This is a genomic window from Brevibacterium sanguinis, assembly GCF_003315415.1.
Classification (GTDB): domain Bacteria; phylum Actinomycetota; class Actinomycetes; order Actinomycetales; family Brevibacteriaceae; genus Brevibacterium; species Brevibacterium celere_A.
In genome coordinates, this window is record NZ_QNSB01000004.1 from 28,562 (window position 1) to 53,326 (window position 24,765).

Annotated in this window: 22 protein-coding genes; 12 read left to right on the forward strand and 10 right to left on the reverse strand. The window is 71.3% G+C overall.

The features are described 5' to 3' along the window. Nucleotides 1–20: 20 nt before the first annotated feature. The 3 genes from DFO65_RS17270 to DFO65_RS17155 all read right to left on the reverse strand — a co-directional run bounded on the left by DFO65_RS17270 (nucleotide 21) and on the right by DFO65_RS17155 (nucleotide 4,825). Entirely contained in the window at nucleotides 21–2,192 is a 2,172-nt protein-coding gene (locus DFO65_RS17270) for a CocE/NonD family hydrolase (RefSeq protein WP_245940510.1), read from the reverse strand. Next, nucleotides 2,189–3,475, reverse strand: coding sequence for an ATP-grasp domain-containing protein (locus tag DFO65_RS06555; protein WP_113903634.1), 1,287 nt, complete (start codon nucleotides 3,473–3,475; stop codon nucleotides 2,189–2,191). The genes DFO65_RS17270 and DFO65_RS06555 overlap by 4 nt, the downstream gene beginning before the upstream one ends. Nucleotides 3,476–3,850: 375 nt before the next feature. Further along, complete coding sequence (locus DFO65_RS17155) at nucleotides 3,851–4,825, reverse strand: glycosyltransferase family 9 protein (RefSeq protein WP_220151246.1); 975 nt, start codon at nucleotides 4,823–4,825, stop codon at nucleotides 3,851–3,853. Nucleotides 4,826–4,882: 57 nt separating this feature from the next. Between DFO65_RS17155 and DFO65_RS17160 the strand changes: the two genes are divergently transcribed. The 12 genes from DFO65_RS17160 to DFO65_RS06615 all read left to right on the forward strand — a co-directional run bounded on the left by DFO65_RS17160 (nucleotide 4,883) and on the right by DFO65_RS06615 (nucleotide 19,475). Then, a complete protein-coding gene (locus DFO65_RS17160) occupies nucleotides 4,883–5,365 on the forward strand; it encodes an HAD-IIIA family hydrolase (RefSeq protein ID WP_245940511.1) in 483 nt (160 codons plus the stop codon). Then, on the forward strand, nucleotides 5,359–6,462 hold the full coding sequence (locus DFO65_RS06565; protein ID WP_113903636.1) for a glycosyltransferase family 9 protein: 1,104 nt from the start codon (nucleotides 5,359–5,361) through the stop codon (nucleotides 6,460–6,462). The genes DFO65_RS17160 and DFO65_RS06565 overlap by 7 nt, the downstream gene beginning before the upstream one ends. Continuing rightward, entirely contained in the window at nucleotides 6,459–7,478 is a 1,020-nt protein-coding gene (locus tag DFO65_RS06570; RefSeq protein WP_113903637.1) for a glycosyltransferase, read from the forward strand. Before DFO65_RS06565 ends, DFO65_RS06570 begins: the two co-directional genes overlap by 4 nt. A gap of 52 nt (nucleotides 7,479–7,530) precedes the next feature. After that, on the forward strand, nucleotides 7,531–9,492 hold the full coding sequence (locus DFO65_RS17275) for a glycosyltransferase (RefSeq protein WP_113903638.1): 1,962 nt from the start codon (nucleotides 7,531–7,533) through the stop codon (nucleotides 9,490–9,492). 40 nt (nucleotides 9,493–9,532) lie between these two features. Beyond that, nucleotides 9,533–10,984 carry a PfkB family carbohydrate kinase gene (locus tag DFO65_RS06580; RefSeq protein ID WP_113903639.1) on the forward strand — a complete coding sequence of 484 codons (1,452 nt, stop codon included), beginning with the start codon at nucleotides 9,533–9,535 and terminating at the stop codon, nucleotides 10,982–10,984. Beyond that, on the forward strand, nucleotides 10,981–11,667 hold the full coding sequence (locus DFO65_RS06585) for an SDR family oxidoreductase (RefSeq protein ID WP_113903640.1): 687 nt from the start codon (nucleotides 10,981–10,983) through the stop codon (nucleotides 11,665–11,667). Before DFO65_RS06580 ends, DFO65_RS06585 begins: the two co-directional genes overlap by 4 nt. Next, a complete protein-coding gene (locus tag DFO65_RS06590) occupies nucleotides 11,664–13,085 on the forward strand; it encodes an aldehyde dehydrogenase family protein (protein WP_245940512.1) in 1,422 nt (473 codons plus the stop codon). Before DFO65_RS06585 ends, DFO65_RS06590 begins: the two co-directional genes overlap by 4 nt. Before the next feature lie 9 nt (nucleotides 13,086–13,094). Next, nucleotides 13,095–14,567 (forward strand): bifunctional heptose 7-phosphate kinase/heptose 1-phosphate adenyltransferase, encoded by a 1,473-nt coding sequence (locus DFO65_RS06595; RefSeq protein ID WP_113903642.1) that lies wholly within the window; start codon nucleotides 13,095–13,097, stop codon nucleotides 14,565–14,567. Next, a complete protein-coding gene (locus DFO65_RS06600) occupies nucleotides 14,564–15,430 on the forward strand; it encodes a glycosyltransferase family 2 protein (RefSeq protein ID WP_113903643.1) in 867 nt (288 codons plus the stop codon). Before DFO65_RS06595 ends, DFO65_RS06600 begins: the two co-directional genes overlap by 4 nt. 187 nt (nucleotides 15,431–15,617) lie before the next feature. After that, entirely contained in the window at nucleotides 15,618–15,836 is a 219-nt protein-coding gene (locus tag DFO65_RS06605) for a hypothetical protein (protein ID WP_113903644.1), read from the forward strand. Nucleotides 15,837–16,037: 201 nt separating this feature from the next. After that, nucleotides 16,038–17,210: a hypothetical protein gene (locus tag DFO65_RS06610; RefSeq protein WP_113903645.1), complete on the forward strand. Its 1,173-nt coding sequence runs from the start codon at nucleotides 16,038–16,040 to the stop codon at nucleotides 17,208–17,210. A gap of 114 nt (nucleotides 17,211–17,324) precedes the next feature. Beyond that, nucleotides 17,325–19,475 (forward strand): catalase, encoded by a 2,151-nt coding sequence (locus DFO65_RS06615; RefSeq protein ID WP_113903646.1) that lies wholly within the window; start codon nucleotides 17,325–17,327, stop codon nucleotides 19,473–19,475. Nucleotides 19,476–19,581: 106 nt separating this feature from the next. On the opposite strand, the gene DFO65_RS06620 is transcribed toward DFO65_RS06615, so the two are convergent. The 7 genes from DFO65_RS06620 to DFO65_RS06650 form a co-directional block, all read right to left on the reverse strand. After that, a complete protein-coding gene (locus tag DFO65_RS06620) occupies nucleotides 19,582–19,866 on the reverse strand; it encodes a CDGSH iron-sulfur domain-containing protein (protein ID WP_113903899.1) in 285 nt (94 codons plus the stop codon). Beyond that, nucleotides 19,863–20,852: a glycosyltransferase family 2 protein gene (locus DFO65_RS06625; RefSeq protein ID WP_113903647.1), complete on the reverse strand. Its 990-nt coding sequence runs from the start codon at nucleotides 20,850–20,852 to the stop codon at nucleotides 19,863–19,865. The genes DFO65_RS06620 and DFO65_RS06625 overlap by 4 nt, the downstream gene beginning before the upstream one ends. Beyond that, nucleotides 20,849–21,910, reverse strand: a complete 1,062-nt coding sequence (locus DFO65_RS06630; RefSeq protein ID WP_113903648.1) for an iron-containing redox enzyme family protein — start codon at nucleotides 21,908–21,910, stop codon at nucleotides 20,849–20,851. The genes DFO65_RS06625 and DFO65_RS06630 overlap by 4 nt, the downstream gene beginning before the upstream one ends. A gap of 112 nt (nucleotides 21,911–22,022) precedes the next feature. After that, entirely contained in the window at nucleotides 22,023–22,457 is a 435-nt protein-coding gene (locus DFO65_RS06635) for a PRC-barrel domain-containing protein (RefSeq protein WP_113903649.1), read from the reverse strand. After that, entirely contained in the window at nucleotides 22,444–22,818 is a 375-nt protein-coding gene (locus DFO65_RS06640) for a hypothetical protein (protein WP_113903650.1), read from the reverse strand. Before DFO65_RS06640 ends, DFO65_RS06635 begins: the two co-directional genes overlap by 14 nt. Next, nucleotides 22,815–24,044: an NRAMP family divalent metal transporter gene (locus tag DFO65_RS06645; protein ID WP_113903651.1), complete on the reverse strand. Its 1,230-nt coding sequence runs from the start codon at nucleotides 24,042–24,044 to the stop codon at nucleotides 22,815–22,817. The genes DFO65_RS06640 and DFO65_RS06645 overlap by 4 nt, the downstream gene beginning before the upstream one ends. Further along, a complete protein-coding gene (locus tag DFO65_RS06650; RefSeq protein ID WP_113903652.1) occupies nucleotides 24,041–24,517 on the reverse strand; it encodes a hypothetical protein in 477 nt (158 codons plus the stop codon). The genes DFO65_RS06645 and DFO65_RS06650 overlap by 4 nt, the downstream gene beginning before the upstream one ends. Nucleotides 24,518–24,765: the final 248 nt, after the last annotated feature.

The window sequence follows — 24,765 nt, forward strand, 5'->3', positions numbered from 1 at the left end:
GGGCCTGCGGCCGCCACCCCTCACAGAAGGTCGCGGGGGATCTCCCGATGCCAGTTCTGCGAGTGGATGCGGGTGTAGCCCAGGCCCTCCTCGAGCTCGTAGGCGTCGAGCTCGGCCGTGATGTGGAAGTCCTCGGGCGTCGAGGTGAGCACCGTGCGGGTGTGAACCTCGATCCCCCAGTCCCCGCGCTCGATGCGCCTGATCGTCCGCGTCTCACCGCGAGTGGAGTTGACCTCGTTCCACCGGAAGCTGTACCACTCGTCGGTCTTGCGCCGGATCGTCGTGCCCGTCTCGTCGATGCGGAAGCTGCCCTGGTCGTTGATGATCTCCAGCGTCGACACGTTCGTCGCCAGATCGCGGATGACCCTCCACTGATGATCCCCGGTCTCGAGCGGGGTGACCTCGAGCTCGGGGGCGGCCTCCGCCTCCTCGAACCCGACGATCCCGTCGTCGGTGGGAACCGGCCGGCGCACGGGCAGGGTCAGCGTGCTCTCCCCGGGCGTGAGGGTCACCGTCGCCGCCTCGGGCGCGGGCCACACGAGCGGCCAGTACGAGGTCGACACGGACAGCCTGATCCGATGCCCGGCGGGGAACACCTGGGCGATCCCGTTGAGCGGAACCGTCACCCGGTACCTGCGGCCCGGTTCCAGCGGCTCCGGCTCCTCGCTGCCTCCCCGGTGGGTGAGGTTGAGGATGCCGTAGGTCACCCTCGTCGCCTCCCCGCTGGGGAGGATGTCCGAGAGCCGGACGACGAGCATCGCGACGGGCTTGTCGCTCGAGACGAGGAACGAGCATTCGGGCCGTCCGCAGATCGCGACGTCCTCGGTGAGGAAGTCGGTGTCGAAGGTCAGCGCCCCTCCGTCCTCCTCCCTCTGGTCGAAGGGCAGATCGGGCACGGCCGCGTAGGACGCCCATTTGCCGGCGAACATGCCGACGCTCAGCGGCGACTTCAGCGACTGCTCCCCCGGCTCCGGGCGCATCGCCTCGGCGGCGTCGGACTCCGGGCTGGAATCCCCGCGCACCAGACCGGTGCCCGCCTCCTCTCCGCGGCCGACGGGCCGCGGTGGGGCGGCGTCGCTGCCCGAGCGCGCGGAGCCCCCGGCCTGCGGGTCGTCGTCGGCGGCGATGAGGTGCCGGTCGCGCAGCCGCAGCGTCCGCGACTCGATCCGCGGTGAGGGCCAGTCGTCCTCCTCGACCCAGTGCCCGGGACGCTGTTCGTAGGAGGAGCGCGGGGAGACGCTGTCCTGCATCCACAGCCGCAGCATCGGTTCGTCCATGATCCCCGTGTCGATGTCCTTGAGCCAGTGGTCGAACCAGCGGACGACCTCCTGAAGGAAGCCGATGTCCGGACCGGGGACGCCCAAGTGCGGGTACTTGTGGCCCCACGGTCCGATGAGACCCTTCCGGGGGACGTCGAGGTGCTCCATGAGCCGGAAGATCGCGTTCGTGTAGCCATCGGCCCACCCGCCCACGGCCATCACCGGGCACTCGATGGCCGAATAGTCCTCCGACACCGAGGCGGATCGCCAGTAGCCGTCGCGCCGCTGGTGGGACAGCCACTTCTCGATCCACAGACCGCGGCCCTCGAGCCGCTCGATCCACATGTCCCGCCATTTCTCCCCGACGATCTCCGGGTCGGGCGGGAGGCTGTTGAACGCGAACATCACGGTCGCCTCGGAGAGGTTGTCCGAGAGCAGAGCCCCGCCCATGTAGTGCATGTTGTCGACGTAGAGGTCGTCGGTCGCCGAGGCGCTGATGATCGCCCCCAGGGCCGGAGGGCGCCGGGCCGCGACCTGGAGGCTGTTGAATCCGCCCCAGGAGATGCCCATCATCCCGACGCTGCCGTCGCACCAGTCCTGATCGGCGAGCCAGGCGATGACGTCCTCTGCGTCCTCGAGTTCCGCCGGACAGTACTCGTCCTCGAGGACCCCGTCGGAGTCCCCGCTGCCGCGCAGGTCGACGCGGGCGCACACGTAGCCGTGACCGGCGATGTAGGGCATGTTGAGGGTGTCACGTCCGCGGCTGTTGTCGCGCTTGCGGTAGGGAATGTACTCGAGCACCGCCGGCATCGGCTCGTCCACCGCTTCGAGCGGGATCCACAGGCGCGCGGCGAGCCGGGCGCCGTCGCGCATCGGGATGAAGACGTTCTCGACGGTGCGGACCTCGCAGGGAAACTCGTCGACTTCTCTCACTGTTCCTCCTCGTCGAACCCGAAGTCCAGCTCGTCGAGGATCCGCGCGTACTTCTCGTCCATCTCCGCGTGGTCACCGGCGCCGAGGTAGATCTTGCCCAGCCGGTAGCGGTAGCTGTCCTGCCCCGGCAGTTGAGAGAGCCGGTCGCCGGGCGCGATCTCGAGGGTGACGACGGTGCCCGGGTGGCGCTTCTCCACCTCGGCGATCTCCTCGGGACCGGGCACCCGGGTGACGACGGCGTCCTCGTCGTGGAAGATCATGTACTGCCCGGCGACGTCGAACTCCCCCTTGCCGTCGGGCATCCGCGGGGTGCGCCCCAATGCGACGGCGACGGCGACCTGATGGTTGGAGACCCCGTCCACCTTGAGGAACATCTCCGAATGGGACTGGCTGATGCGGGTGTTGAACTCGATGAGCGAGAGCGCCCCCGTCTCCTCGTCCCACATGAACTCCGAGTTGAAGCAGCCGTTGTCGAACCCGATGTGCTCGAGGAACCGGCGCGAGACGTCGATCGCCCGCTCCTGCACCTCGGCGGGGACGTCGGCGGTCGGATAGGACAGGCGGTCGAAGCTCGTCCCGGCCTCGTCCTTGCGCATGTGGAAGACCCCATGCACGGCGAACTCGCCGCCGGCCACGCTGCCCTCGGGCGCGAACTGGGTGCCGGTGACCAGCTGCTCGGCGATGCATGCATTCCCGCCGAGCTCCTCCAGCTCCGCGGGCAGGTCGACGCGCTCGAGCACGGTCTCGAAGGCGTCCCCGACGTTCTCGATCTCCGATCGGATCTCCTCGAGGGCGTCCCAGAACTCGTCCTCGTTCGTGATCATGAAGCCGAGATCGGAGGAGTGCGCCTTGACCGGTTTGATCCAGAACGGGTACTCGAGGCTGATCTCGTCGAGCGCGTCGTCGGCGAACGGGTCGAACGCGCAGAATCCGGGGACCACCTCGGGGATGGACTTCAGCTGCTCGAGGCGGCTCCAGTACTTGTGCTCGCACTTGAGCAGGCTCTCGAGGCTGGGCGCGGGCAGCCCGCGTTCCGCGGCGAGCATCGGGGCGATGATGCTCACGGGGAAGTCCCAATGGGCGATGATCGCATCGACGCTGCCGTCGAAGGCCCCCAGCTCCTCGCGGGCCTCGCCGAGCAGCTTCTCGAAGTCGACGACGGTGACCTTGACCAGGGAGTCGTAGTCCATGAGCCCGTGGAACCTCATCTCCTCGGAACCGGCGATCGATTCGAGCTCTTCGCGCTGCACAGCGGTGAGTCCGGGGACAAAGATGTTCTTCATACTCTCGACACTTCCATTCTCCGTGACGCGCCGGGTCGGTTCCTCATCGCGCCGTGGGGATGACGGCCGATGGGCGATCCGGCTGGGATGGGCGATCGCCGGCACAGTGACGCCGGCCCGTCTCATGAGCCTGTCCGAGCACACTATGTGAGACCCGCGGTCGCAACAACCATGTCCGAAGCCTCAGGACCACGTCCGCCGAGAAGGACGAGAATGCTAGACCCTGGACCCCGATCCCGCAAGACCCCTTGATTTCTGGCAACACTGCCTGCAAGTTGGGAGAAGTCGAGGTGACGTGGGTTGTCGGCCATCTCTGCGAAGGGAAGGACCGATGTCGGAAAGGAGGAAGGGCAGATGGATTCGGACCACAGCCGTTCAGATTCCGAGAGCGTCAAGAGCGCAGGTGACGTCCGCGGAGGTCACCGAGAGGAGAGCAGGATCCGGGGAGTCCGCGAATGGGTCGCCGCCGCTGCGCGGCTCGTCGAAGAGCACCCGGTGCGGGCCGGCGGGAGGGCCCCAGACGCGTGGCGACACCGGCCCGAAGATGACGACCGACGGGGTCGCGAAGGCGCTCGCCAGGTGGGCCGCGCCCGTGTCCGCGCTGACGAGCACCCCGGCGTGCGCGATCGTCGCGGCGAACTCGCTCAGCGACTGCGTGCCCGCGGCCAGGCGCACCCGCGCCCCCAGGTGCCCGGCGCCGGCCGCGACCGCCTCGGCGACCGTCCGTGCCCGCTCGACCTCCGCGCCGTTCCCCGTGAGCACGACCTCGAAGCCGCGTCCGAGCAGGTCGCGGGCCACCTCGGCGAACCGGGAGCACGGCCAGTGCCGGCTCCGATGAGCGGCCCCCACATGGACCACCGCCGTCGCGCCCGCACGCTCCCCGGCGTTCTCGACGGGCAGCCGCTCGGGATCGATGCGCAGGTCATCGGGGTCGGCGGCGATCCCGGCGTGGGCGAGCAGGCGCACCCAGCGCTCACGCTCGTGGAGCCCCTCGCGCCAGTCCGGCCCCTCCCAGCCCGGTGCGGCGTGACCGAGGCGCACCTCGGCGTCGAGTCCCTCGAGCCAGCGGTGGCTGACCGGACCGCGCCCGTGGAGGTTGACGACCGTGCCGACCCGGCCCCGCAGCCCCGCGGCCGCACCCAGGTCCCCGGCGGCGACGTCGTCGGGGCCGACGTCGACGATGTCGTCGACACAGCCGGCGGCCATGACGATCGGCCGCAGTCCCTCGGGGCAGGCGAGGAGGAGACGCGCATCGGGGTGGGACCGGCGCAGTCCGCGCAGGGCGGGAATCGCAGCGAGCACATCGCCGAGCCCCAGAGCACGCAGAGCCAGCACGATGTCACGCCCCATTCCCAGTCCCTTCCCGCCGCGATCTTCTTCGATCGAGACGATACCCTCATCGACGATGTGCCGTACAACGGCGACCCGTCCCTGGTCACGGTCAAGGGCGAGGCCCGCCGCGCGCTCGATCTCGCCCGCTCCCGCGGCATCCCGGTCGGCGTCATCAGCAACCAGTCCGGGGTCGGACGCGGGATGATCACCGGCGCGCAGGTCGCGGCCGTCAACTCCCGCATCGCCGACCTCCTCGGACCCTTCGACGTCTGGTGCTGGTGCCCGCACACCGCCGACGACGAGTGCGAGTGCCGCAAACCCCGACCGGGGATGCTGCTCGCCGCTGCCGCGGAGCTCGGCGTCCCGGTCGAGCGGACCGTGATGATCGGCGACATCGGCGCCGACATGGGCGCCGCCCGCGCGGCGGGAGCCCGGGGCATCCTCGTGCCCACCGCCCGGACGCTCGAACCCGAGATCACGGACGCCGCCGAGGTGGCCTTCGACCTCGTCCACGCCGTCGAGGTGGCGCTGTCGCTCGAGACGAGGACCGTATGCTGAAGGTCCTCGCCGTGCGCCTCGACAGCATGGGCGACGTCCTCGTCACCGGCCCGGGGCTGCGCGCGATCGCGGCCGATGAGCGGGTCGGGTCACTGACCCTGCTGTGCAGCCCGGCCTCCGAGTCGACCGCCCGGCTGCTGCCCGGCGTCACCGACGTCCTCACCTGGTCGTGCCCGTGGATCGTCGCTCCCCCGCCCGAGGTGACGAGTGAGGACATCGAGGCCCTGCGCGTCGAGGTGGCCCGCCGCGGGTTCGACGAAGCGGTGATCTTCACGTCGTTCCACCAGTCGCCCCTGCCGCTGGCCCTCGTCCTCCGCCTCGCGGGCGTCCGGCGCATCACGGGAGTCTCGACCGACTACGCCGGGTCCCTGCTCGACGTGCGGATCCGACCGAACGAGGACCTGCCCGACGACCTGCCCGAGGCCGAGCGCAGCGCCCACATCGCCGCCGCGGCCGGCTTCGAGCTGCCCGCCGGGGACGACGGCCGCCTCCACATCACCCCGCGTCCGGGGGCGTTCGCCGCCCAGGCCCCGCACCTGGCGCCCCGGCTCGACCCCGACCGCCTCCTCGTCGCCCACCCCGGGGCCAGCGTCCCCGCCCGCATATGGACCCCCGAGCGCTTCCGCGACACCGTCGCCGAGCTCACCGAGCGCGGCTGGCAGGTCGCGGTCACCGGCGCGCCTGCGGAACGGGAGCTCACGGCCCAGGTGGCCGGCTCCGCGGGCATCGACCTCGGCGGGGCGCTCGACGTGCCGGGACTGGCGGACCTGCTCTCCCGCGCCCGGGCGCTCGTCGTCGGCAACACCGGGCCCGCCCACCTCGGCGCGGCCGTCGGCACCCCGATCGTCAGCCTGTTCTCCCCCGTCGTGCCGCCTCGGCGCTGGCTGCCCTACGGGGTGCCCGTCGAGATGCTCGGCGACCAGACCGCGGCCTGCCGCGGCACCCGCGCCCGCCAGTGCCCGGTCCCGGGCCACCCGTGCCTGAACTCCGTCACCCCCGCCGAGGTGGTCGCCGCCGTGCACCGGCTCACCGGCGCGGATCCGGTCGTGCCCGACCGCGTCCCCGTCCCCGTCCCCGAACCCAGGAGCATGAGATGAGAATCCTCCTCTGGCACGTCCACGGCTCGTGGACCGACGCCTTCGTCCACGGCCGCCACGAGTACCTGCTGCCCACCGACGCCGAGCGCTCGGCGTGGGGGCTCGGCCGCGGCGGCCGGGACTGGCCCGACACCGCGCGGGAGGTCGACATCGACATGCTCACCGCCGCCGACGTCGACGTCGTCGTGCTCCAGCGTCCCGAGGAGATCGACGAGGTGCGCGGCCGCCTCGACGTGGACCCCGGAGTCGACGTGCCCGCGGTGTTCGTCGAGCACAACACCCCGCGCGCCCACGTGCCCGACACCGTCCACCCGCTCGCGGATCGCACGGACATCCCCCTCGCCCACGTCACCCACTTCAACGCCGTGATGTGGGACAACGGCCGGGCGCCGGTGACCGTCATCGAACACGGCATCCGCGACCCCGGGCCCCTCTACACGGGAGAGCTCGACCGGCTGGCATTCGTCGCCAACGAACCGGTGCGCCGGCGACGCGTGCTCGGCACCGACATCGTCGAGTCGATCGCCGAGGCGGTCCCCGTCGACGTCTTCGGGATCGGCAGCGAGAAGCTCGGCGACGCCGCCCCCGCCCACCTCGTGCGGACCGGTCCCGACGGCACCGCCCGCCTCGCCCCGCACGGGGACGTTCCGCTCGCGGACCTCCACCGGCGCATGGCACGCCGACGCGCCTACCTCCACCCGGTGCGCTGGACGTCGCTCGGCCTCTCCCTCCTCGAGGCCATGCACCTGGGGATGCCCGTCATCGTGCTCGCCGCCACCGAGGCGATCCGCGCCGTGCCTGCGGAGGCCGGGCTGCTGACGACGGATCCACGGGCGATGGTCGAGGAGGCCCGGCGCCTCGTCGCCGATCCCGCCCGTGCCAGGGACATGGGAGCCGCCGCCCGCGCTCACGCCCTCGAGCGCTACGGGCTGCCCCGCTTCCTCCGCGACTGGGACGAACTGCTCACCAGCGTGGCCGAGGCCCCGGCGCTCAGCGCCTCGACCCCCGGCTCCTGAGAGCCCCCGCATTCATCGCCCCGGCGAGAACTCGATTGAGAAGGAGAGACCAATGCACATCTCGATGATCTCCGAACACGCCAGCCCGCTGGCCCCGCTCGGAGGAGTCGATGCCGGCGGTCAGAACGTCCATGTCGGCAAGCTCGCGAGCGAGCTCGCCCAGCGCGGCCACGAGGTCACCGTCTTCACCCGGCGTGAGGACGAGACCTCGCCCGACGTCGTGGAGATGGAGCCCGGCGTCCGCGTCGTCCACGTCTCCACCGGCGCCGACCGCTACATCCCGAAGGACGAACTGCTCGACCACATGCCCGCGTTCGGCCGCGAGGTCGCCCGCCTGTGGTCCGAGAACCCCGAGCAGCGCCCCGACATCCTCCACACCCACTTCTGGATGTCGGGGCTCGCCGGGCGCACCGCGCTCGAGACCGCCGGCCTCGACGTCCCGCTCGTCCACACCTACCACGCCCTCGGCTCGGTCAAGCGCCGCTTCCAGGGCAGTGAGGACACGAGCCCGGCCGAGCGCACCGACCTCGAGACCTCGCTCGGACATGCGGCCGACGCGATCATCGCCACCTGCCAGGACGAGGTGTCCGAGCTCGCCGCGCTGGGCATCGACACGACGAAGGTCTCGGTCGTCCCCTGCGGAGTCGACACCGAGGAGTTCCGCCCGGCCGAGTGGACGACCGGGTCGGCCTCGCTGCCCACCGCCGTCGCCGCACCTTGGCCGTGCACCCGGCGCAAGCGGATCGTCTCCCTCGGGCGGCTCGTGCCCCGCAAGGGCGTCGACCTCGTCATCCGCGGGCTCGCCCGGCTCGCCGCCCGCGGCATCGACGACGTCGACCTCGAGATCATCGGCGGCAGCGGCACCGGCGGGTCGATCGAGACCGACCCCGAGGTCGAGCGCCTGAGCGCCCTGGCCGCACAGCTCGGCGTCGAGGACCGGGTGCGCTTCCGCGGCCAGCTCGGCCGCGACGAGATCCCCGAGGTCATCCGCTCGGCGACCCTCGTCGCCTGCACCCCCTGGTACGAGCCCTTCGGCATCGTCCCCCTCGAGGCGATGGCCTGCGGCGTCCCCGTCGTCGCCACCTCGGTGGGAGGCCTCCAGGACACGATCGTCGACGGCGTCACCGGGCTCCTCATCCCGCCTCAGGACGTCGACGCCTTCGCCACCGCCGCCGCCCGGCTGATCACGGACCCGGAGTACGCCCAGGAGCTCGGCCGCGCCGGCATCGACCGGGTCCGCGAGCGCTTCACCTGGCCGGCCGTGGCGCAGAGGACCGAACGCGCCTACCGCGCGGTCCTCGGCCAGGACGACGACGCACTCGTCTCGAGCTCCCTGGCCCGCATCCAGCTGCCGGCCGCGACCTCCTCCGACTCCGTCGACGTCCTCGTGAGGCACTTCCAGGGCGTGTCCTCGGCGGTCAACTCGCTGGCCGGGCAGATCTCGAAGCTGCGCCAGTGGGGGGCGGTCCTCGCCCGCACCCTGTCGGCCGGGGGCACCCTCTACTGCGCCGGCAACGGCGGGTCCGCCGCCGAGGCCCAGCACCTGAGCGCGGAGCTCGTCGGGAAGTACGCCGCGGACCGGCCGCCCTTCTCCGCCGTCGCGCTGAGCACCGACACCTCGGCGGTGACGGCGATCAGCAACGACTACGGATTCGAGCACGTCTTCGCCCGGCAGGTCGAGGCCCATGCCCGACCCGGGGACATCCTCATCCTCATGAGCACGAGCGGGCGCAGCCCGAACCTCGTCAGGGCCGCCGAGACCGCCCAGCGCCTCGGCGTGACCACCTGGGCGCTCACCGGCCCGGAACCCAGTCCGCTGACCGCGGCGTGCGACTCCTCGATCCGCATCGACTCCGCCTCACCGCACGTCCAGGAGGCCCACCTCATGGCCGTGCACTGCCTGTGCGCGATCTTCGACCAGACGATCGCGACGATGAGCGCCCGCAGCGCCCGCCCCGCGACGAACCGGGCGCCGGCGCGCTCCCCCCGCCATGTGCGCAGCGGGTCCCTGTGAGGCGGGACCGGCGATGCACACGACAAGGTAAGGACCGAACATGAAGATCACAGTGGTGGGTGACACCCTCCTCGACGCCGACGCCCACGGCGCCGCCCGCCGGTTGCTTCCCGACAACCCCGTGCCCGTCGTCGACATCGACCATGTCGACCACCGGCCCGGAGGCGCGGGGCTGGCCGCCGCGCTCCTGGCCGCCGTCGGCCACGACGTCACCCTCGTCACCGTCCTCAGCGACGACGAGGAGTCCGAGCGCCTGCTCTCGGCGCTGGCGCCGGTCACGGTCGTCGCACCGCGGCTGCCGCAGCCGACCCCGGTCAAGCGGCGGGTGCTCGCCGACGGTCACCTCGTCACCCGGCTCGACGAGAACTGCCAGGACGCCCGCAACGAGGTCACCGACGAGATGCTGCGCGCCGTCCACGACGCCGACGCGGTCCTCGTCTCCGACTACGGTCGCGGACTCGTCGCCGAGGAGGCGCTGCGCGAGGCCCTCGACGAGGCGGCGAGGCGCATCCCCGTCGTCTGGGACCCGCACCCATCCGGTCCCCCGCCGGTTCCGCACACCCGGACCGTGACCCCCAACTTCTCCGAGGCGACGACCCTGGCCGGGGTCGAGGCCGACGAGACGTCGATCCCGGCGGCGCACGCGGCCGGGACCGGGCTGCTCGAGCAGTGGTCGGTCGCCTCGGTGATCGTCACCCTCGGCTCCCGCGGAGCGCTCATCCTCGACGACGGCGGAGCCCGGTTCTCCCCGGCGACGAGGTCCGTGAGCGGGGACGAATGCGGGGCCGGGGACTGCTTCGCCGGGCGCGTGGCCGCGAGCCTCGCCTCCGGCGACGACCTGATGAGCGCCGTCGACCGGGCGGTGTCCGAGACCGCCGAGTACATCGCCCTCGGCGGCGCGGGCACGTACCTGCGCACCGTCGACGAGGAGGCGCCCGAACCGCCGGCGGAACCGAGCTTCACCCCCGCCTCGGCGATCGCCCGCGCCGAGTCCGTGCGCGCCCGCGGCGGGACCGTCGTCGCCACGGGAGGCTGCTACGACCTCCTCCACGCCGGTCACGCCCGGGCGCTGAGCGCGGCCCGGAGGATGGGCGACACCCTCATCGTCCTCCTCAACTCCGACGAGTCGGTGCGCCGGCTCAAGGGGGAAACCCGACCGATCGTCGAGGCCCAGGACCGGGCCGAGCTCCTCCTGGCCCTCGACTGCGTCGACGAGGTCGTCATCTTCGACGAGGACACCCCGGTCAGCGCGCTCGAGTCGATCCGACCCGACATCTGGGTCAAGAGCGACGACTACCGCAGCGCCGACCTCGCCGAGGCCAGGGCGATGGCGGCATGGGGCGGGCGGCTGGTCACGGTGCCCTTCGTCCCCGCCCGCTCGACGAGCCGCCTGGCCAGCGCCCTCAACGGCCTCGAGGCGCCGGCGGCCCCGGCCGCTCCCACCCCGGCAGACCACTCCAGAACCCCGACAGCAGAGGACGTGACAGTATGACCCTTGAGAACCGCACCATCGTCATCACCGGCGGGAACTCCGGGCTCGGCGCCGCATGCGCCGAGGCCGTCGCCGAGGCCGGCGGCACCCCCGTCGTCTTCGACCGCGAGCCCACCGAGGCGCACCGCTCGGTCGTCGTCGACGTCACCGACCGCCGCGCCGTCGAGGAGGAGGTCGCCCGGCTCGCCGACTCCGTCGACGGCATCCACGGCGTCATCACCGCGGCCGGGACGGACGTGCCCGGAGAGCTCACCGAGATCGACGCCGAGAAGTGGGAGTACGTCCTCGGGACCAACCTGCTCGGCACCGTGTCCGTCATCCGGGCCCTGCTCCCCCACCTCGAGGAGACCCGCGGCCGGGTCGTCACCGTGTGCTCGACGCTCGGCCTGCGCGGGGCCGGCGGCGCCACCGCGTACGCGGCCTCGAAGTTCGGCGTCCGCGGCTTCAGCCAGGCGCTGGCCGCGGAGATGGCCGGAAGGGTCGGCGTGACAAACCTCATCCCCGGCGGGATGAACACCCGCTTCTTCGACGGGCGCACCGAACAGTACCTGCCCGCCGACCGGACCAAGCTCAACGACCCGCGCGACGTCGCCCGCTCGGTCGTCTTCGCCCTCAGCCAGCCGCCCCGGGTCGAGGTCCGCGAACTCCTCATCGCCCACGAGAGCGAGGACTCATGGCCGTGAGCACGACCCACACATCGCCCGACCCGACGCGGGAGGAACCGGCGCCCGGCACCTCGGCGGGTGCGGCCTCGGTGCTGCGCATCGAGGACCCCACGACCGGCGACCTCGTCGGGGAGATCGACTGCGACACCGCCGAGGCGATCACCGGGAAGGTGACCGCGGCCCACGCCGCCGCCCGCGACTGGGAGGCGACCGCGGTGACCGAACGCGCCCGCCTCCTCACGCTCATCGCCGACGGTCTCGAATCCGCCGTCGACGAGCTCGCCGGGCTCAACCACCGAGAGACCGGGAAGAGCCTCGAGGACTCCCGGGGTGGGATCGAGGCCGGCATCTCCACCCTGCGCCAGTACGCGGAGCTCGGTCCCGTCCACCGCGGGTTCAGCCTGCGCGGGGACCGCCTCGCCGCGGACTTCACCCGGCACCGGGCCCGCGGCGTCGTCGCGGTCATCACCCCGTGGAACGATCCGGCGGCGATCGCCGCCGGCCTCATCGGCGCGGCCCTCGTCATGGGCAACACCGTCGTCCACAAACCGAGCGAGCGGTGCCCTCACCTCGGGGCCCGCCTCGGCGAGATCTGCTCCGCGGTGCTGCCCGAGGGGGTCCTCGCCACGGTCACCGGCACGGCCGAGGCCGGGCGGATGCTCACCGACGACGAGCGGATCGCGATGTACGCCCATGTCGGGTCGACCGCCGCCGGGCGCGACATCCACTCCCGGGCCACCGCCCACGGTGCCCACGTGATCAGGGAGAACGGCGGCAACGACGCTCTCCTCGTCGATTCCGGCGTCGACATCGGATGGGCGGCGGGACAGGCCGCCCTCGGGTCGTTCGCCAACGCCGGCCAGATCTGCACCTCGGTGGAGCGGATCTTCGTCCACCGGGACGTGGCTAGGGACTTCACGGCCGCCCTCGTCGCCGAGGCGGACGCCTGGAACGGCTCCCCGCAGCCGCTCGTCGACCGCCGCCACCGGCAGCAGGTGCACCGGCTGCTCACCCAGTCCCGTGAGATGGGGGCGAGCGTGCACACGGGCGGGGCCGTGCCCGACGGTCCCGGCGCCCACTACCCGGCGACCGTCGTCGGCCGGTGCCGCCCCGAGATGCCGATCATGAGCGACGAGGTGTTCGGCCCGGTCGCGCCGATCTGCGTCGTCGACGACTTCGCACAGGGCCTCGAGCTCGCCGCCGCCGACCCCTACGGGCTCGCGGCCACGGTCCTCAGCCCCGACCTCGGGCATGTGCTCGCCGCGATCGACACCCTGCGGGTGGGCACGGTCAAGGTCAACGCGGTCTTCGGCGGCGCCCCCGGCGGGTCCGCCGAGCCCCTGGGCGAGAGCGGGTCGGGGTTCGGCTTCGGCCCGGAGCTGCTCGACGAGTTCGCGACGACCTCGGTCATCCACATCAGCGGCGGGACACAGTGAGGAGTGAGCATGGACCACGACCCCCGGACCGCTCCGGCAGGATCTGCCGCTGAGCTGGTCACCCCCGAACTCATCTGCGAGCTCGCCCGCAGCTCACCGCTGATCACGGTGATCGGCGACATCATCCTCGACAGCTGGATGCAGGGCCACAGCACCCGGCTGGCGCGCGAGGCCCCCGTCCCCGTCGTCGAGCAGGGCGAGGAGACGCTGTGCCCCGGGGGCGCGGCGAACACGGCCATGAACCTCGCCTCCCTCGGCGCCAGGGTCCGGCTGCTCGGAGTCGTCGGCGACGACGAGTCGGGGGCCGCGGTCCGCGGTCTGCTCGCGGACGCGAACGTCGACGTCTCCCACGTCCTCGTCAGCCGGGAGCTGACGACGACGAAGAAGACCCGGATCGTCGTCGACGAGCACATCATGCTCCGCCTCGACGCCGTTGGAGTCCACGAGCTGTCGGAGTCCGAGCGCCGCGACCTCGACGCGCGGCTGTGCACGGCGGCGGTCGCGGCCGCCGCCGACAGCGATGCCCTCGTCATCGCCGACTACGGCGGACCGGTCCACGCGACCGAGCTGCCTCGGGCGCTGGCGGGGGTCGAGGAGCGGCCGCTGACGATCGTCGACGCCCACAGTCCCGAGCACTGGCGGGATCTCCATCCCACTGTCGTCACCCCCAACGTCCACGAGGTCGAGGAGACGCTGCATGCGAGCTTCCGCACCGAGAGGCACCGGGTGACGCTCGCGCAGAAGTTCGCCCCGGCGCTGCGGGCCGCGACGAACTCGTCCGCGCTCGTCATCACCCTCGACAAGGACGGAGCGGTGGCCGTCGACGCCGCGGACACCGTCCATGTCACGCGGGCCGACCCGGTGCCCGAGAGCCAGGCGTCGGGCGCCGGGGACACCTTCGTCGCGGGACTGGCCCTGGCGCTGTCGACTGGCTGCCCGCTCGGCGTGGCCGCGGAGTTCGCCCAGCTCGCCGCGAACGTCGTCGTCCACCGGCAGGGCACCTCCCTGTGCTCGACCGCTGATCTCCTCGAGATCGTCGGACCCGACCACCGCCTCGCCGAGGAGCCCGAGCCCGTGAGCGCGGGCGGGCACGAGGGTGGTGCGCGGGGACGGGCGACCCGACTGCCGGTCTCCGGGAACCGGACGGTGCTCGCGTTCGGCCCCGCCGATCCGACTGCCGACGGGAGCATCCTCGAGGCGGCGAGGTCGCTCGGGACCTTCCTCGTCGTCGCCCTCCCCTCCCCGAGCACGGGGTCCCCGGCGCTGCACGCCGATCCGCGCGTCGACGTCGTCACCCCCTGGTCCCCCGACGTCGCCGCGGTCGTCGCCAGCGTCCGCCCCGACGTCATCGCCCTCGACACGGCGAAGCCCGACTGCCCGCGACCCGCGGAGATCGCCCTGCGCTTCTCCCACCTCGACATCGAGGTCGTCGACCTCCGCCGCCACCTGCAGGACCACGGAATCGTCAAGGAGGCCAGATGACCGCGGTCGCCCGCTCCTCCGCCGACTGGGGAGCACCCGTCCCACCGCGCACCGGTCCCCACCTCGTCGACGTCCTCATTCCCACGTGCGACCGGCCCACGGAGCTCGCCGTCACCCTCAGCGGGCTCGCCGCGCAGACGGACGCCGATCTCGGCGTCGTCATCAGCGACCAGTCGAGTCAACCCGTGGCCGACCACACGGGGGTCGCGCCGATGCTCACGCTCCTGACCGCCCAGGGACGCAGCGTGCGGGTGGAGCGGAACCTGCCGCGGCGCGGGATGGCCCAGCAGAGGCAGCGCCTCCTCGACCTCAGCGAGGCACCCCGCGTCCTCTACCTCGACGACGACGTGTGGCTCGAACCGGGGACGATCGCCCGGATGCTCACCGCGCTCGAGGACAACGGGTGCGGGTTCATCGGCTCGGCCGTCCAGGGGCTGTCCTTCCTCGATGACAGGAGGCCCGGCGAATGGGAGGAGTTCGCCGAGTGGGAGGGCCGGGTGGAGCCGGAGACGCTGACGCGCACCGCCGAGGAGCTCGACCGATGGAAGCTCCACAACGCCGCGAACCTCTGCCACATCGCGGTCGAGCGCGGGTACACGACGCCCCGGACCTACCACGTCGCCTGGGTCGGCGGGTGCGTGCTCTTCGACCGGGCCAAGCTCGTCGAGGCCGGGGGCTTCGAGTTCTGGGACCAGGTCCCGCGGAACCACGTCGGCGAGGACGTCTGGGCCCAGTGGCAGGTGATGCGGCGCTTCGGTGGGGCCGGACTCATCCCCAGCGGCGCCGTCCACCTCGAATCGCCGACGACCCTGCCCCGCCGCGACCACGAGGTCGCCGAGGTGCTCGAGCCCGAGACGGCCTGAGCGCGCTCCCCGGAGCCGGCTCGGGCGCTGCCGAGCGCGCTCCCGCCTCGATGCTCCCTGCGCTCCCCGGCGATCGACGATGAGTGTCCGACGAGGGGTGACAGGCCCGGGGCGCATCTGCCACCATCGACAGCAGACCGGGACATCAGCCCTGGTCACCGTCCGATCCCCGATCATGGAGGTAGAGATGACCGACACACCGGATCCCGCACAGGTCAACAGCGACGACGTCGACACCGACCGCACCGTCGACGACGCCTCCGCCCCGCAGGTTCCCGACTCCGCCCCCGACACCGAGGCGGAGCGCCCCGGCTCCGAGAAGCCGGCCGGGATGAGCGAGGACGAACTCGTCGACCACTGGGGCGAGGAGTCGTTCCCGGGCAGTGACGCACCCGCCCATTACTGACGATCGTCGTCCCGTCGTCGACAAGAGTGCTTACTAGAGCATCGTCGTGAATCTGTAAAGGGGGGTTGTGAGGTTGTGACCCTCTCGTTAGCGTCGCTTCCACCAGGGCCCCTCCTCCGGCGCGAGGCGCGGGACGGACCGTCATCGGGACGGACCGCGTGCCGCGTCGGGGGACGCCGACGATCACGAGCTCAGGAGCGGATGACGATGACAACGGCGATCGAGATGGCACGCAGGTACGCGAAGGCGTACGACAACTCGTCACGGAAGGACAAGGGTCGTCTGCTCGACACGATCACGGTGGCCACGGGCTGGAGCCGCGACCATGCCCGCCACCAGCTGCGACAGCAGCTCGCGCTCATCGAGGAGGGGGTCTCCCCCGACGCGGTCGCGGATCGGCGCCGGAGCAAGCCGAAGAAGTTCTCCCTCGCGGCCCGGCGCACCCTCCAGTTCGTCTGGGAGCAGTCCGGCCAGCCGTGCGGGAAGTACCTCGAGGCCGCGATGAGGGACTGTGTGACGTCCCTCGAAGCCCACGGACACCTGCGCCCCGGCGTGAACGGCTACTCGGGGGAGGTCCGCGAGGAGCTGTTCCAGATCTCGGCGGCCACGATCGATCGCTACCTCAGCTCGGAGAAGGCCGACTCGACGGAGGACATCCTGCTGTCGGGCTCCGGCACCGGTCTGCGCACCTCGGTGCCGCTCCAGGCCACCAAGCACCTCGCCGAACCCGAACCCGGATACTTCGTCGCCGAGTACATCGACCACGACGACGACGAGGACGCAGCGCCCCGCCGCCGGACCCTGACCCTGACCGACATCCGGATCGGCTGGGTGCGCACCGTGAGCTTCGAGCCCGACGCGGATCCCCTCGCCGTGCTCGCCGAGGCGGTCGAATCGATCCCCTACATCGTCACCGGGCTCCTCGTCAGCCCCGAGCTGCCGCAGGAGAGTATCGAGGCCTGGGCCGCCGAGCGGTTCGTCGCGGTCCACCCGATCTCCTCGATCAACCATGGGATCCGGATGGCCGAGCGCAAGCGCAGGACGGTCGACACCCTGCAGTCGGTGATCCGGTGCAATCCGCACGTCGACGTCGAGCTCGCCAACGACATCTGGGACGCCCTGGGCGATCGGCTCAACTTCTTCATGCCGGTGAAGAACCCCATCGGCTGGCGCAGGACCCCGTCGGGAGTCAGGCGCCGCGTCTACGACGATCCCGTCACGCCGATCCGCCGTCTGCTCGACTCCGGGATCCTGTGCCCGGCGCAGACGCGGGAGATGGAGGAGTACGCCGCCTCGCTCGACATCTCCGAGCTGACGACGCGGATCAAGAACATCAAGTCCTTCCTCGACATCGCGATCCACGAGGAGAGCTGACGGCGAGGCCCTCGGCGGCGCGGGTGCCCCCTGCGCCGGACCTCGGCGCCTGGGGCGCCGGGCGCAGAGGCAGTCGCACAGATACGTCCACGCAGCCTGACGAAGGAGAACGAGATGGCACACGACGACCGGCCCACCATTCCGGGCAAGCCCGGCCCGCGCACCCCGGAGTTCGAGGAGCCCACGACTCCGCAGCCGCCGCTGCCGCCCAAACCCGATCAGAGCGGTCCGCGCCCACTGTCCCCGACGGGTGCGCCGAGCGCCGACACCCAGGCCGACCAGGCGCAGCAGGGCGCCTTCCAGACCACCGCCCAGGGCGCCCGGGTTCCCGACACCGACCACTCCCTCAAGGCCGGCCGCCGCGGTCCCCTGCTCATGCAGGACCACCACTTCCGGGAGAAGATCACCCACTTCGACCACGAGCGCATCCCCGAGCGCGTCGTCCACGCCCGCGGCGCCGCCGCCCACGGCACGTTCGTCTCCTACGGCAGCGCCGCGAAGGTGACGAAGGCCGCGTTCCTCCAGAAGGACGTCGAGACCGAGGTCTTCACCCGCTTCTCCACCGTCGTCGGCAACCGCGGTTCGGCCGACGCCGTGCGCGACACCCGTGGCTTCGCGACGAAGTTCTACACGTCCGACGGCGTCTTCGACCTCGTCGGCAACAATTTCCCCGTCTTCTTCGTCCAGGACGCGATCAAGTTCCCCGACATCGTGCACGCGGCCAAACCGCATCCGGACCGGGAGATCCCGCAGGCGCAGAGCGCCCACGACACGTTCTGGGACTTCGTGTCCCTGCACACCGAGGCGACCCACCACACGATGTGGCAGATGTCCGACCGCGCGATCCCCCGGTCGTACCGGACGATGGAGGGCTTCGGCATCCACACCTTCCGGTTGGAGAACGCCGCCGGCGAGACGACTCTCGTGAAGTTCCACTGGAAGCCCAAGGCGGGCGTCCACTCCCTGATCTGGGAGGAGGCGCAGATGGTCAACGGGGTCGACCCCGACTTCCACCGCCGCGACCTCGCCGACGCCATCGAGGCCGGGGCCTGCCCGCAGTGGGAGCTCGGCATCCAGGTGTTCGGCGACAGCGATGACGAGATGTTCGAGGGCATCGACCTCCTCGATCCGACGAAGATCGTGCCCGAGGAGCTCGCCCCCGTCCAGCCGGTGGGCCTGCTCACCCTCGACCGGAACCCGAGCAACTTCTTCGCCGAGACGGAGCAGGTCGCCTTCCACCCCGGCCACCTGGTCCCGGGAATCGACGTCACCAATGACCCGCTGCTGCAGGGGCGCCTGTTCTCCTACCTCGACACCCAGCTCACCCGCCTCGGCGGGCCGAACTTCTCCCAGCTGCCGATCAACCGCCCGCACTGCCCGGTCAACGACATGTTCCGCGACGGCATGCACCAGACGGCGGTCCATCGCGGGGCCGCCCCCTACAAGCCGAACTCGCTCGACGGCGGCAACCCCTTCGCCGCCCCCGCCGACGACGACCACACGTTCGTCGAGGTGCCCACCCGGGTCGCCGAGGCGAGGAAGGTCCGTGAGACGCCGCAGACCTTCGACGACCACTTCTCGCAGCCGCGCCTGTTCTGGCTCAGCCTCACACCCATCGAGCAGGCGCACCTGGCGGATGCGTTCATCTTCGAGCTCGGCAAGTGCTACGAGGAGACGATCCGGAAGCGGCAGGTCGAGGTGCTCGCCTCCGTCGACGCCGATCTCGCCCGCACCGTCGCCCAGGGTCTCGGTCTCGAGGTGCCGAAGCCGCAGGTGAAGCCCGCGGAGGTCGAGCCGAGCCCGGCCCTGTCCCAGCTCGGCCGGCGGTGGCCGATCGAGGGGCGGAAGGTCGGCATCGTCACCGGCAGCGCGACCGCCCCGGAGCAGGCGCTCGAGGCCCACGACGCCATCGCGAAGGCCGGCATGGTGCCGATCCTCATCGCCCCGGTGGGCGGGAGCATCAGCGCCGGCGGCTCGACGGTCGCGATCGAGCGGACCTACATGACGATGTCCTCGGTCGAACTCGACGCCCTGATCTTCGCCGAGGAGGTGGAGCTCACGGTCGAGATCGATCGGCTCGTCTCCGAGGCGTGGCGCCACCTCAAGTCCATCGGCGCCCACCGCAGGTCGTCGGAGTGGATGGAGAAGTACGGCATCCGGTCGAGCGACCCGGGAGTCCACTGCGACGACGACCTCTCGAGCATCGTCGACCGGATCGCCGACGACCTCGCCGAGCACCGCGCCTGGGCCCGCGCGGAGAGCTGAGGAGCCAGGGACCTGCGCCCCGAGGCGGGCGATCAGTGCGCAGGCACGGTCGGTCCGCCTCGGGGGCCGTCTCCTGTCCGGGAGCCGGTACCTGGCCGCGGGCGGGTCACTCCCCGGGGCTCGGCGCGTCTCCGGGATCCGGTTCCCGGTCGGGCGCCGGATTCTCGGGCGCCGATTTCTCGGGGGCCGGGGCGCGGAAGCCGACGAGCTTGTGGGAGCCGTCGCACATCGGCGGGATCCCGCTCTTGCCGCAGCGGCACAGGGCCACGACCTTGCGGCCCGGGGCCTCGGCGGGACGACCCGGCGCCGGCGCGATCCGGAAGTCCCCGCGCACGAGCAGAGGCCCGTCGGGGCAGGGCGTGATGATCACCGGTTCGGATTCGTTCGTCATCGTCTCCACTCTCTGTCCAGTCGGCGCTGCGAGTGCGCCGCGAGGCGCAGCCTCGTCCCGTGGTACTTCACTCCTCCGCGCAGCCCCAGCCACAGGGCGATCCACGCGCAGATGGCCCGCTCCCCCACCCACAGCGGCGCCCACAGGCTCGCGGTGGGCGAGAACACCTCCGTGCCCGAGGCGCGCCGGCGCCCCGCTTCGGCGACGGCGATGACGAGGAGGGTCGCGGCCACCGCCGGCACGGGCCGTCTGAGCAGGGTCGCCGCGAGCGGCAGCACGGAGAGCTCGGCGAGGAATCGTGCCGGCTGCGCCCAGCTGTCGTACGCCTGCCGGATCCGCTGGTCGATGAAGCCTGTGGTCGCGGGAGGGCGGCGGGCGACGAAGAGGTCGCGGGCGCTGCGCACGGTGCCGCCGCGGGCGCGGACGGTCCGGATCAGCTCGAGGTTCTCGAACAGGACGTCGCCGTCGTAGCCGCCGGCGAGCATCTCGGTGCGCAGGGCCAGCGTGCCCGGGAAGTCCGATCCCAGGGCGCGGTTGATCAGCGTCCGGGCAGTGTCCCAGTCGGCGTGCCAGGGCAGCCGCCGGTGATCCGCCGGGCGGAAGTGGTTCTGGGGGATGACGAGGTCGGCGCCGTCGAGCAGCTCGACGACCCGGTGCAGGTCCGCAGGGTCATAGCGGACGTCGTCGTCGGCGATGATCGTCAGCGGCCGCCACAGCGTGGGCAGGGCGGCGAGCACCCCGGCGACCTTCCCGTTGCGGCAGGCTCTGCGGTCGCAGTCGAGGACCGTGATCCCTGCGGGCAGGGCCGCCCGGTGCTCGGCGCGGCGTTCGGCGTCGGAGCCGTCGACGAGGATGACGTCGACATGGGGCACGAGCGAGCCGAGGTAGTCGGCGAGGTCGTCGATCCCCTTGTCGTCCTTCCAGCGCAGTGGCAGCAGGTAGTGCACCGGCAGGCGCGGACCGCCGGGCTCCGCCGCCCCGGTCATGGGGTGGCGGGGAGGTCTCGCAGCGAGCTCCGTCCCGCCGTCCAGCTCTCGTGCATGTGCGTGCCGACGAGGTCATCGACGTAGAGGCATGCCGAGGCACCGAAGATGATGTCGGCGATGAGGTCGGGATCGGAGTCGGCGAGTCCTCCGGCGAGGTCTCGGCCGGCGATCTGCTCGTGGACAGCATCGGCCTCGACGTGCTCGTCGAAGTAGTCGGTGACCTCGTCGCCGCAGTCGTGGCGGCCGAACGCCCGGGAGTAGAACTTGTTCGGGATCGACGAGGTCATCTCGAACGCCGCGAGGTGGCCGACGATCGCGCCGCGCAGTCGCCGGTTGAGCCCGAAGAAGCTCATCGTGTTGAGGGAGTTGAGGGTGACGGCCGGCACGACGTCGAGGTAGGCGTCGGGGGTGTCGTCGAGGCCGAAGCCGCGCAGGGTGCGGGCGAAGATCTCGGCATGGACCCGCTGCGGGTCCCCTCCCCCGTACTCGTCGGCCTGGATCTCGACGAGAGCGGCCTTCGCCCGGCCCCGCAGGCGCGGGATCGCCCACGAGTGGGGGTCGGCCTCGCGCAGGGTGTAGATCGACTTCTGGATGAGGAACTCGCGCATCTGCTCCACCGAGGCGTTCCGCGCCGCCCATGTCGCCAGGGTGGGCCTGGCCGCGTCCGCGGTCATCTCGAACAGGGCGGCGGCGACGTCCTCCCCCGTGGCCGGCAGCTGAACGGGCAGTGGAACCCGCACCCGGAGCGCGGCCTCGAGCTGGGCCTCGATGAGGCGGCGGATGCCGATGAGACCCGGGTTCCATTCCCAGTCGCCGGTGATGAAATCGGCGGGTCCGTAGTGGAGGAGGTAGAGGAGGAAGAGGGTCAGCTGCAGATCCTCGTCGACGAAGAGGTCGTCGGTCTCCTCGAGGGCCGTGACGACCCGTGCGCGGAGGACCTCGAGGTCGGCCCGGGCGACCTCGGAGTCGGAGGTGAGCACGGCGATCAGCGCCTCGCTGACGGGCCCTCGGGGAAGCGGGGCGGTCTGAGTGCGATCACTGAACACCTGTGCCGTCATTGCTGGTCCTCCTGATGAGGTTTTGCGAGGTGGGGACGCATCCCCACCTGGTCATCGAACGATTCGCTCATTGTTCCAATGCCAGGGTTGCTTGTCATCGCGCAGGCGAGACTCACATACTTTCACCGCCTGCGGTCCCGGGCTTGCGCGGCTCGGGTCCCGCCCCGGGATCCCGCCGGGTCCTCTGCTCGATGCGCCCCTGGGTCCGGCGCACATCGCCCGAGCCGGGATCCATGAGCGGTTCGGAGGCGTGGTCCGCGCGCAGGGTGAGGCGACCGGGATCGTACCGGGCGACTTCGCTCCAGGGGATGAGCAGGGAGTCGCGGTGGATGCGGTGGAGGAAGTGGGCGAAGATCCAGGGCCGGTTCATCCCCGCGCGTTCGTAGCCGAGGAACGGCACCCGGCGGTGACCGCCGACGATGAGCGCCTCCAGCCTCGAATCCGTCGATCCGGGTGTGCCGCGGCGAAAGCGCAGGTCGAGGACCCAGCCGAGGCGCGCACCGGTTGCGTCGACCACCTCGGCGTCGAAGAGCTCACTGAGAATCATGGGTGCCCCCGGGGATCCGCGAGATGACGTGGCGCTGCATCCAGCGCTCGACCCAGGCCGCGGCCATCTCGTCGCGCGGCAGGTCGAGGTCGACGGTCACCCCCACGTCGGTGACGTTCTCCCAGGGGATCCGGTGCCACCGCGACGAGGGCGGGCGACCGCCGAAGATCCGGGTCGCGAGCACCGGGCCGGTGAGGAGGTTCGTGAGCACGGGGGCATCGGCCTCGGGGTCGAGCTCCTGCCCTTGGGGGATGTTGCTGATCTCGAGGTCGTCGACGACGGCGACGGGGTCCCCGTCCCTGTCGTGGATCTGCCGGTCGATGATGTGCAGCTTCGCGTCGAGGTGCTTGGGCTCTGTCATGATCCTGCTCCGGTGATGATCATCAGGGGGATCGCCGCGACCGAGGCCGCGACGACGATGACGAGGTAGATGAGCGCCACGGCGTTCGTCACGGGACCGTTGACGTGCTCGCCCATGTACTGCCGGTCGTTGGCGACGATGAGGACCGGCAGGTAGGTCAGGGGCAGGGCGATCGCGGAGAACACCACCGACAGCTCGGTCACCTGGACGGGGTCGACCCCGGTGCACAGGATGCCGATGCCGATGAGCACGCACACCATGATCGAGACGTGGAAGCGGGCGGCGTGGGTCGGCCTGCGGGTCTTGCCCCAGCGCCAGCCGAAGAACTGGGAGAGCATGTACCCGGTCGACAGCGTCGACTCGAGGGCCGCTCCCACGGTGGCGGCGACGATGCCGAGGATGACGACGGCCAGGAGCAGCTTGCCGCCCGCCTCGGCGACGGGGGCCACGACCTGCGACAGGGAGCTGACCTCGATGCCCTGCGGGAAGAGGACGATCGCGGCGCAGGCGGAGATCGCCAGCGCGATGAGGGCGCCGACGGGGAAGCCGATGATGACGTTGCGACGGGACTCGGCGATCTTCTCCGGCGACCACTTCTCCTCGATCGCGCTCGAGGAGTAGAAGAGCACCTGGTAGGGGGTCATCGCGGAGCCGAAGATGGAGATCGCGAAGTACCAGTAGGTCGCGATGTGCTCGCTGCCGGGCACCGACGGCGCGAACGCCTGGTCGAAGAGCTCACCCCAGTCGGGGCTGAGCAGGAACACGGCGATGCCGAACGCGACGAGCGCGAGGCCGACGAACGGGACGGTCTTCTCCATCGTCGAGAACTTCACCCGCCAGATGATCAGCCACACGGCGAACGCCGCGACCGGCACCCAGAGCAGGTAGCTGACGCTGCTGGCCAGCTGCAGGGCGAGTGCGATGCCGCCGATCTCGGCGGCGAGGGTGAGCAGGTTGATGAGGAAGGACGCGGAGAGGTTGGCGAGGCCGGCCCGGGGGCCCAGCCGCTCGCGGATGATCTCGAACGTCGCCCTCTTGCTCACCGCGCTCACCCGTCCCGACATCTGGGTGAAGACGCAGACGCCGATGACGCCGACGACGAGCACCCACGCCAGGGACAGGCCGAAGCGGGATCCGACCTGGGCGTTGACGACCAGGTCCCCGATGTCGACGAAGCCGCCGATCGCCGACAGCAGCCCGAGGAGGACCCCGACGAACTTCTTCACTGCTTCGCCTCCAGGGTGGCCTCGAGCTCGGTGAGGCGGTCGGTGGACTCCGCGAGTCGAGTGGCGAGCGTCTCGGGATCGCTGCTGCTCGTGCCCTCGATGTAGTCCTGCGTGCTCGCAATCGCCTTGGCGCCGGCGGAGAGTTCGTCGAGGACCCTCTGGCGGGCCTCGGACTGGTCGGCGGAGTCGACGGTGAGCGTGAAGACCTGCTGGTGGGACTTCTCGACCTGGCTGAGCATCTCCTCGCAGTTCGTCTCCGCGACCGTCGACAGGGTGCGATCGTCCTCGTACTGCCGGAAGGTGACGGCGACGGATTCGACCGCCGAGGTGGTCGTCTGAACGGCGCGGGCGAGGTCTCCCCAGGCCCCGCCCTCGGCGGTCACGCATCCGCTGAGCGCGAGGACGAGAGCGGCGACTCCGGCGGTGAGCAGCCGCAGCGGAGGCCGTGTGTCCGAGGCTCGTCCTTCTCTCATCGAACCTCCTGGAACCACTCGTCGTGCGATGCGGCGCGGAGATCGGTCGACGTCCCGGCCGCAGGGAACGGAACTGAGTGTATTGTCCTCCCACCAGGGACGGAAGTCGAGCATGTACCTCAGTTCCCATGTCCGCGAGTCCCTCGGGACATGCCCGCCGGCGCGTGCGGGGCAGTGCTCGGACCACATGTGCCGGCGCCGGCCGCGGAGGCGAGCGGCGGGCGCCCCTAGGACGGATTCGCGGTTCT

Excerpts from the sequence above, each read along its gene's own strand:
- DFO65_RS06555 (WP_113903634.1), bottom strand. The coding sequence starts at position 3,475 with ATGAAGAACATCTTTGTCCCCGGACTCACCGCTGTGCAGCGCGAAGAG.
- DFO65_RS17155 (WP_220151246.1), bottom strand. The coding sequence starts at position 4,825 with ATGGGGCGTGACATCGTGCTGGCTCTGCGTGCTCTGGGGCTCGGCGAT.
- DFO65_RS06565 (WP_113903636.1), top strand. The coding sequence starts at position 5,359 with ATGCTGAAGGTCCTCGCCGTGCGCCTCGACAGCATGGGCGACGTCCTC.
- DFO65_RS06570 (WP_113903637.1), top strand. The coding sequence starts at position 6,459 with ATGAGAATCCTCCTCTGGCACGTCCACGGCTCGTGGACCGACGCCTTC.
- DFO65_RS17275 (WP_113903638.1), top strand. The coding sequence starts at position 7,531 with ATGCACATCTCGATGATCTCCGAACACGCCAGCCCGCTGGCCCCGCTC.
- DFO65_RS06580 (WP_113903639.1), top strand. The coding sequence starts at position 9,533 with ATGAAGATCACAGTGGTGGGTGACACCCTCCTCGACGCCGACGCCCAC.
- DFO65_RS06585 (WP_113903640.1), top strand. The coding sequence starts at position 10,981 with ATGACCCTTGAGAACCGCACCATCGTCATCACCGGCGGGAACTCCGGG.
- DFO65_RS06595 (WP_113903642.1), top strand. The coding sequence starts at position 13,095 with ATGGACCACGACCCCCGGACCGCTCCGGCAGGATCTGCCGCTGAGCTG.
- DFO65_RS06600 (WP_113903643.1), top strand. The coding sequence starts at position 14,564 with ATGACCGCGGTCGCCCGCTCCTCCGCCGACTGGGGAGCACCCGTCCCA.
- DFO65_RS06605 (WP_113903644.1), top strand. The coding sequence starts at position 15,618 with ATGACCGACACACCGGATCCCGCACAGGTCAACAGCGACGACGTCGAC.
- DFO65_RS06610 (WP_113903645.1), top strand. The coding sequence starts at position 16,038 with ATGACGATGACAACGGCGATCGAGATGGCACGCAGGTACGCGAAGGCG.
- DFO65_RS06615 (WP_113903646.1), top strand. The coding sequence starts at position 17,325 with ATGGCACACGACGACCGGCCCACCATTCCGGGCAAGCCCGGCCCGCGC.
- DFO65_RS06620 (WP_113903899.1), bottom strand. The coding sequence starts at position 19,866 with ATGACGAACGAATCCGAACCGGTGATCATCACGCCCTGCCCCGACGGG.
- DFO65_RS06625 (WP_113903647.1), bottom strand. The coding sequence starts at position 20,852 with ATGACCGGGGCGGCGGAGCCCGGCGGTCCGCGCCTGCCGGTGCACTAC.
- DFO65_RS06630 (WP_113903648.1), bottom strand. The coding sequence starts at position 21,910 with ATGACGGCACAGGTGTTCAGTGATCGCACTCAGACCGCCCCGCTTCCC.
- DFO65_RS06635 (WP_113903649.1), bottom strand. The coding sequence starts at position 22,457 with ATGATTCTCAGTGAGCTCTTCGACGCCGAGGTGGTCGACGCAACCGGT.
- DFO65_RS06640 (WP_113903650.1), bottom strand. The coding sequence starts at position 22,818 with ATGACAGAGCCCAAGCACCTCGACGCGAAGCTGCACATCATCGACCGG.
- DFO65_RS06650 (WP_113903652.1), bottom strand. The coding sequence starts at position 24,517 with ATGAGAGAAGGACGAGCCTCGGACACACGGCCTCCGCTGCGGCTGCTC.